We start from the raw sequence: 7,498 nt of genomic DNA on the forward strand, positions 1-7,498 counted from the left end.
AGGCGTTTTCGTGTCCCTCACCTCTAGAGCTCTCGTCCGGCGGCTGATCCCGGCGCTCTGCGCCGCCGCCCTTCTGGCGGATCCGTCCGGCGCCGCAGCGCAGGGGGTGGCCGGACCCTATCTCGCGGCCGAACAGGCGGCCCGGCGCGGCGACCTGCAGGCCGCCGCGGCGCAGTATGCCGAGGCGCTGGCCCGCGATCCGCAGAACACCATGCTGCTCGAGCGCGCGCTGATGCACCGGCTGGCGGCGGGCAGCGTCGGCCCGGCGGTGGCGCTGGCACGGCGGATGGACGCCGTCGGCGGCGGCCGCGCCGGCGAGCATCTCGCCGCGATCACGCTGGCGGCGGATGCGCTGATGCGCGGCGAGCCGGGCAAGGCCGGCGGCGTGCTCGAGGGCGAGGTCGATGCCGAGAACGGCTTCGTCGGCGCGCTGATGCGGCCCTGGGCGGTGTTCGCCACCGGCGAGACCGAGCTGGCCCTCGAGATGATGCGCGAGGTCGAGGACGGCGGCATCGCCGGGCCGGCCGGGCGCTATCTCGCGGCCTTCCACGGCGGCCTGATGCTCGCGGCGATCGGCGACGATGCCGGCGCCGTGGCGGCCTTCGAGCGGGCGCGCGAGGGCGCCGGTGCCGGCACCCGGCGGCTGGTGCGCGCGCAGGCGGTCTCGCTGGCCCGTCTCGGGCGGGTCGAGGAGGCCGTCGAGGTGCTCGAGACCTGGCTCACGCGCAGCTATTCCGACCCGCAGATCACCCGCCTGCGCCGCGAGATCGCCGAGGGCGCGCAGCCCGAGCCGATCGTGGCCGATGCGGCGCAGGGGGCGGCCGAGGCGCTCTACGGCCTCTCGCGCTATCTGGTGCGCGGGCCGAACCGGCTGGTCGGGCTCGGCTATGTCCGGCTGGCGGCGCATCTGCGCCCGGATTTCATCGATGCCCATCTCCTGCTCGCCGAGCAGATGGTGCAGGCCGAGCAGTACGAGCTGGCGGTGCGCTCCTATGATGCGATCCCCGAGGACGCGGCGGAGGCGCTCGATGCGCGCATCGGCCGGGCCGCGGCGCTCGAGGGCGAGGAGAAGGTCGACGAGGCGGTGCAGGCGCTGCGTGCCGCGATTGCCCGCTGGCCGCGCGAGATCGACGCGCACCGCGCGCTGGCCGACCTGCTGCGCCGGCACAGCCGCTTCGAGGAGGCGGCCGAGGCCTATGACGGCGCCATCGCGCTGATCGACACGCCGGAGAACCGGCACTGGCCGCTGTTCTACCAGCGCGGCATCACGCTCGAGCGCTCGAAGCAGTGGGCCCGGGCGGAGGAGGATTTCCGCAAGGCGCTGGAGCTCGAGCCCGACCAGCCGCTGGTGCTCAACTATCTCGGCTATTCCTGGGTCGAGATGGGCCGCAATCTCGACGAGGCGCAGGCGATGATCGAGAAGGCCGTCGAGCAGCGCCCGGAGGACGGCTACATCGTCGACAGCCTGGGCTGGGTGCTCTACCGGCTCGGCAAGTTCGAGCAGGCGGTGGAGCATCTCGGCCGCGCGGTTGAGTTGCGCCCGGTGGACCCGGTGATCAACGACCACTACGGCGACGCGCTCTGGATGGTCGGGCGCCGGGTCGAGGCGGAATTCCAGTGGAACCGCGCGCTCTCCTTCGATCCGGAGGAGGAGGTGGTCGAGCGCATCGACCGCAAGCTCGAGTTCGGGCTCGACACCGTGCTCGCCGAGGAGGCCGCCGCCGGCAGGCCCGCGATCATCGGCCAGACCGGGGAGACCGCGACGGACAATGACGGCGGCTGATACGGCCGGGCTCGCGGCGGCGCAGGCGCAGGCGCCGGCCGCGGGCGCCGGGGCGGCGGAGTTTGCCCCGGCCAAGGTCAATCTCTACCTGCATCTGCGCGGCCGCCGGGCCGACGGCTATCACCTGCTCGAGAGCCTCGCGGTGTTCCCGCGGCTCGGCGACCGGCTCTGGGCCGAACCGGCGCAGCGGCTCTCGCTGGCGATCGACGGGCCGTTCGCGGCCGGGCTGCCGGCGGATGGCGGCAATCTCGTGCTGCGCGCGGCGGCGCGGCTGGCCGAGGCGACCGGGGTGCGCTCCGGCGCGGCGCTGCGGCTCGAGAAGAGCCTGCCGGTGGCCTCGGGGATCGGCGGCGGCTCGGCGGATGCGGCCGGCGCGCTGCGGCTGCTGGCGCGGCTCTGGGGGGTGCAGGTGCCGGAGGGGCTGGCGCTCGGCCTCGGCGCCGATGTCCCGGTCTGCCTGGCGCCGCGGGCGCGGGTGATGTCCGGCATCGGCGAGCGGCTGGCCCCGGCGCCGCGGATGCCGGAAGCGTGGATCCTGCTGGTCAATCCGCTGGTCTCGGTCGCCACCGGCGCGGTCTTCGCCGCGCTGGAGCGGCGCGAAGGCCCGCCGGGCCCGCCGCCGCCGCCCGCCGGCTTCGCGGATTTCGCCGGGCTGGTGGACTGGCTCGCGGCGCAGCGCAACGATCTCGCGCCGGCGGCGATCCGCTGCTGCCCGGCGATCGGCGAGGTGCTGGAGGCGCTGGCGCCGGCGCCGCTGGCGCGGATGTCGGGCTCCGGCGCCACCTGCTTCGCGCTCCATGCCGACCGGGCCGCGGCGCTGGCCGCGGCGGCGCGGCTGCGCGCCGCCCGCCCCGGCTGGTGGGTCGCCGCCGCGCCGCTGCCGGCCGATCCGGGCTGAGGCGCCGCGCCGGCAGCAGGCGCCGGGGGGAGGCAGGCGGGTGGGCTTTCCCGGAGGCGCCGCCTGGCGCTGCCCGCGCAGGGGTGGGGCCTGCCTCCCCCCGGCGCCCGGCCCGCCTCGGCTCGCCCGGCCTGCCTCGGCTCGCCCGGCCCGCCTCGGCTCACCCGGCCCGCCTCGGCTCGCCCGGCCCGCCTCGGCTCGCCCGGCCCGCCTCGGCTCACCCGGCCCGCTTCAGCTCACCCGGTCGGTCACGAAGACGGCGATCTCGGTCAGCGCCCGGCGCATCTCGCCCTCCGGGAAGTCCCCCAGCGCCGCCACCGCCGCCGCGCCATGCGCCCGCGCCTCGGCCAGCGTGTCGGCCAGCGCCCCGGTCTCGCGCATCCGCGCCTGCGCCTCGGCCAGGTCGCCCTCGCGCTGGTCGCGCTTGACGATCACCCGCTTCCAGAAGGCCAGCGCCTCGGCATCGCCGCGCTCGGCGGCGAGGATCACCGGCATGGTCACCTTGCCCTCGCGGAAATCGTCGCCGGTGTTCTTGCCGAGATCCGCCGCCGTGCCGCCATAGTCGAGCACGTCGTCGGCGAGCTGGAAGGCCATGCCGAGCCCGTCGCCATAGGCCCGGAGCGCCGCCACCTTGGGCTCCTCGACCCCGGCGATCACCCCGCCGACCTCGGTCGCCGCGGCGAACAGCGCCGCCGTCTTGCCCCGGATCACCTGGGCATAGCGCGGCAGGTCGGTGGTCAGGTCCCCCGCGGTGGTGAGCTGCAGCACCTCGCCCTCGGCGATCACCGCGGAGGCGTTGGAGAGGATGTCGAGCACCCGCAGCGAGCCGCATTCCACCATCAGCTGGAAGGCGCGGGCGAAGAGATAGTCCCCCACCAGCACGCTCGAGGGGTTGTCCCAGAGGATGTTGGCGGCCTTGCGCCCGCGGCGCTGCTCCGAGCCGTCGACCACGTCGTCATGCAGCAGCGTCGCCGTGTGGATGAACTCGACCACCGCGGCGAGGCGGACATGGTCGGTGCCGCCATAGCCGCAGAGCTTCGCCGCGGCCAGCGTCAGGATCGGCCGCAGCCGCTTGCCGCCGGCCTCGATCAGATGCGCCGAGATCGCGGGGATGCGCGGCGCGTGCTCCGAGGCCATGCGCGCGCGGATCAGCGCGTTGACCTCGGCCATCTCGGCCGCCACCAGCCCCTGGAGCATCTCGAAGGGCGCGACGGCGCCGGCGGTCTTGCTCGGCACAGGGTTCATCGGCGAGGACCTCCACTGGTTGTCGGGCGCTGGTTCCGCGGCGCTGGCTGCCGGGGGCGGGTTGTCGGGCGCAGGCTGCCGGGCGAGCGGGCCTTGGCTCTCGACCCCGGGCCGGGGCCGCGATAGGACTCCGGACATGCTGGAACTCTTGCGCACGACCGATCCGACCCTGGTGCCCTTCACCCAAGCCCTGCTGTCGGGCGAGGATATAGACTGCGTGGTGCTGGACGTAAACATGAGCATCCTCGAGGGCAGCCTCGGCATCTTGCCGCGGCGGGTGATGGTGGCCGAGCGCGACCTGCACCGCGCCCGCCGCGTGCTCATCGACAACGGCATCGAGCCCTTCGAGGGGGAGAGCTGGCCGTGAGCCTCGCCGCGCCCGATGCCGCGCTCACCGAGGATCATTTCCTCGGTGGCCGGGTGCGGCTGCTGCAGCCGAAGGCGGGCTACCGCGCGGCGACCGATCCGGTGCTGCTGGCCGCCGCGGTGCCGGCCGAGCCGGGCGAGCGGGTGCTCGATCTCGGCTGCGGCGCCGGGGCGGCGACGCTCTGCCTCGCCGCGCGGGTGCCGGGGCTGGTGCTGGCCGGGCTCGAGCTGCAACCGGCCTATCTCGCGCTCGCCGCCCGCAACGCCGCGCTCAACGGGGTGGCGGTGGCGCTCCACGAGGGCGATGTGGCGGCGCCGCCGGCGGCGCTCCGGGCGCAGAGCTTCGACCATGCGATCATGAACCCGCCCTTCCATGCGCCGGCGGATCTCGCCTCGCCGGTGGAGGGGCGCGACATCGCGCACCGCATCCGCACCGATCTCGCGGCCTGGATCGGCTGCGCGCTGGCCCGGCTGCGCCCGCGCGGGCGGCTCACCCTGATCCAGCGCGCCGAGCGGCTGCCGGAGATCCTCGCCGCGATCGGCGACCGCGCCGGCGGGATCGTGGTGCGGCCGCTGGCGGCACGGGTCGGGCGCGACGCCAAGCGCGTGCTGCTGACCGCGCGCAAGGGCAGCCGCGGGCCGTTCCGCCTCGCCGCGCCGCTGATCCTCCATGCCGGCACCGCCCATCTCGCCGATCGCGAGGATTTCACCGCGGAGGCCCGCGCCATCCTGCGCGACGCCGCGCCGCTCGCGCTCTGACCCGTCCCCCGCTGCCGGAGGCCCTGCCGATGCCGAAGCCCCTGCCGAACTCCATCGCCGCGCTGGCCGACCAGATCGGCGAGTGGCGGCGCGATTTCCACGCCCATCCCGAGCTCTCCTATGCCGAGCACCGCACCGCCGCGCGGGTCGCCGAGCTGCTCCGCGGCTTCGGGCTCGACACGGTGGCCGAGGGGCTCGGCGGCACCGGCGTGGTCGGCGTGCTGCACGGGGCAGGCGGGCCGGGCGGGCCCGCGATCATGCTGCGCGCCGACATGGACGCGCTGCCGATCGCCGAGGCCACCGGCGTGCCGCATGCCTCCAGGACCCCCGGCGTGATGCATGCCTGCGGCCATGACGGGCACACCGCGATGCTGCTCGGCGCCGCCCGCCATCTTGCCGAGACGCGCAACTTCCGCGGCACCGTCTGCTTCTGCTTCCAGCCGGCGGAGGAGGACGGCGCCGGCGCCCATGCGATGATTCGCGACGGGCTGTTCGAGCGCTTCCCGGTGCGCGCGGTCTACGGCATGCACAACTGGCCGGGCCTGCCGATCGGGCACATGGCGGTCACCGAGGGGCCGGTCTCGGCGCGGGCCGACAGCTTCACCATCACGCTCACCGGCAAGGGCGGGCACGGCGCCGTGCCGCAGGATGCGCGCGACCCGCTGCTCGCCGGGGCCTGGCTGGTGGCGCAGCTGCAGACGGTGGTCAGCCGCCGGATCGACCCGCGGGCGCCGGCGGTGCTCTCGATCTGCGCCTTCCAGGCCGGCGAGGCCGCCAACGTGATCCCGGACGTGGCCCGGCTGCGCGGCACCACGCGCTGCTATTCCGAGGCGCTGGCCGCCGAGATCCATGCCGAGATCGCGCGAATCGCCGCCGGCGTCGCCGCGGCGCACGGGGTGCGGGCCGAGATCGCCATCGACGAGGCGATCGACCCGCCGACGGTCAACGACCCGGCCGAGGCGCGATTCGCCCATGAGGTGATGCGCGCGGTGGTCGGGGAGGAGCGCGCCACCTTCGGCCATCCGCCGGCCATGGTGGGCGAGGACTTCGCCTATCTTGCGCGCGAGGTGCCCGGTGCATACGTGCTTCTGGGCAATGGCGACACACAACCGCTCCACCATCCCGAGTATGAATTCAGCGACGCCGGCGCGGCTTACGGCACCGCCTTCTGGGTGCGCCTCGCCGAGCGGGCGCTGCCCGCGGGGTAGGCGCCCGGCCGCGCGATCATCGCTCCGTCGCCTTGCCGCCACGTTGCGAATTCGGTGCAAACTTTGCGTGACAAGCGGCGCCGCTGCTGCTGGGATGGTGGGGTTCACATCTGCCGAAGAGGAGAACGTCTGATGTCTCTGACCTCCCATATCAGCCAGCTTCGCGACAAGCATGCCGATCTCGATCGCCAGATCGAGGAAGCGAACAAGCGGCCCGGGACGGATGAACTGGAACTCACGGCGATGAAACGACGCAAGCTGCAGATCAAGGAGGAGATCACGCGGCTCAGCGCGGACTAGCACCCCGCTGCCGGCACGCCGCCCCCGCCGGCGGCGTGACCGGCCCTGAACGGGCGCCCTGAACAGGCGCCTGACCGGGGATCATGGCCGGATATCATGGCCAGGGCGGGGCCGGGTCCGATGCGGCTGCCGGCCCGCGCTCAGGCCGCCTGGCGGGCGGCGCGGGCGCGCAGATAGGCCGCCACCCAGCGCGCGAAGGCGGCATTGTCGACCGGCGCACCGATCGCGTCGATGCCGGCCTGCGCCGCCGGTGCCGGCACCGCGACGCCGCGGCGCGCGACGAGCAGGTCGCGGGCATAGTCCGGCTCGAACTCGGGATGCGGCTGGATCGAGATCGCGTCCGGCGCCTCCGGATCGCCATAGGCGAGCATCGCATGGGGGCAGAAGTCGCTCTCCGCGAGCCGCGTGGCATCGCCGGGGATCGCGGTCACCTGATCCTGGTGCATGGCGTGAAAGCGCATCGGGCCCGGCGCATCGGCCATCCAGCCGGGGCGTTGCAGCGTGGTGTAGACATGCGGGCCGCAGCCCCAGCCGCGATCCGACTTCTCCGCCCGTCCGCCGAAGGCCTCGGCCATGATCTGGTGACCGAAGCAGATCCCGATCAGCGGCACGCCGGCGCCGCGGGCCTCGCGCAGGAAGGCCTTCAGCGGCTCGATCCAGGGCATCGGGTCATAGACGCCGTGCTTCGAGCCGGTCACCAGCCAGGCATCGGCGGCCTGCGGGCTTCCGGGCAGGGCACCCTCGAGCACCTTCACCGCCTCGAATTCGAGGCCCGGATCGGCGCCCGCGAGCAGGCGCACGAACATGTCCGGATAGGTCCCGTGGCGGTCCACGAGCTCCTCGGCGACCCGTCCCGTCTCGAGTATCCCGACGCGCATCCGATTCTCCGTCAAGCTCTGGCGAAAGCCATCACTTAGGCGGGATGCGCGCCGGGGGGAA

Annotated in this window: 8 protein-coding genes; 6 read left to right on the forward strand and 2 right to left on the reverse strand. The window is 74.3% G+C overall.

Annotation, left to right across the window (positions count from 1 at the left end):
* The first annotated feature begins 10 nt into the window (after positions 1–10).
* Both QSJ97_RS06370 and QSJ97_RS06375 read left to right on the forward strand, forming a co-directional pair.
* Complete coding sequence (locus QSJ97_RS06370; protein WP_285670824.1) at positions 11–1,783, forward strand: tetratricopeptide repeat protein; 1,773 nt, start codon at positions 11–13, stop codon at positions 1,781–1,783.
* On the forward strand, positions 1,770–2,681 hold the full coding sequence (locus QSJ97_RS06375; RefSeq protein ID WP_285670825.1) for a 4-(cytidine 5'-diphospho)-2-C-methyl-D-erythritol kinase: 912 nt from the start codon (positions 1,770–1,772) through the stop codon (positions 2,679–2,681). Before QSJ97_RS06370 ends, QSJ97_RS06375 begins: the two co-directional genes overlap by 14 nt.
* A gap of 231 nt (positions 2,682–2,912) precedes the next feature.
* Here the strand turns inward: QSJ97_RS06375 and QSJ97_RS06380 are convergent, their stop codons facing one another.
* Positions 2,913–3,926: a polyprenyl synthetase family protein gene (locus QSJ97_RS06380; protein WP_434220892.1), complete on the reverse strand. Its 1,014-nt coding sequence runs from the start codon at positions 3,924–3,926 to the stop codon at positions 2,913–2,915.
* A gap of 136 nt (positions 3,927–4,062) precedes the next feature.
* Here QSJ97_RS06380 and QSJ97_RS06385 point away from each other — a divergent pair, with 136 nt between their 5' ends.
* From QSJ97_RS06385 to QSJ97_RS06400, 4 genes are all read left to right on the forward strand, one after another.
* Positions 4,063–4,293, forward strand: a complete 231-nt coding sequence (locus tag QSJ97_RS06385; protein WP_285670826.1) for a putative signal transducing protein — start codon at positions 4,063–4,065, stop codon at positions 4,291–4,293.
* Positions 4,290–5,051 (forward strand): tRNA1(Val) (adenine(37)-N6)-methyltransferase, encoded by a 762-nt coding sequence (locus QSJ97_RS06390; RefSeq protein ID WP_285670827.1) that lies wholly within the window; start codon positions 4,290–4,292, stop codon positions 5,049–5,051. Before QSJ97_RS06385 ends, QSJ97_RS06390 begins: the two co-directional genes overlap by 4 nt.
* A gap of 29 nt (positions 5,052–5,080) precedes the next feature.
* Complete coding sequence (locus tag QSJ97_RS06395) at positions 5,081–6,259, forward strand: amidohydrolase (protein WP_285670828.1); 1,179 nt, start codon at positions 5,081–5,083, stop codon at positions 6,257–6,259.
* A 132-nt stretch (positions 6,260–6,391) separates the two neighbouring features.
* Positions 6,392–6,559 (forward strand): YdcH family protein, encoded by a 168-nt coding sequence (locus tag QSJ97_RS06400; RefSeq protein WP_285670829.1) that lies wholly within the window; start codon positions 6,392–6,394, stop codon positions 6,557–6,559.
* A gap of 140 nt (positions 6,560–6,699) precedes the next feature.
* On the opposite strand, the gene QSJ97_RS06405 is transcribed toward QSJ97_RS06400, so the two are convergent.
* Positions 6,700–7,437: a glutamine amidotransferase-related protein gene (locus QSJ97_RS06405; RefSeq protein WP_285670831.1), complete on the reverse strand. Its 738-nt coding sequence runs from the start codon at positions 7,435–7,437 to the stop codon at positions 6,700–6,702.
* Positions 7,438–7,498 lie beyond the last annotated feature (61 nt).

It is taken from the genome of Paralimibaculum aggregatum, assembly GCF_030270585.1.
GTDB lineage: Bacteria > Pseudomonadota > Alphaproteobacteria > Rhodobacterales > Rhodobacteraceae > Thermohalobaculum > Thermohalobaculum aggregatum.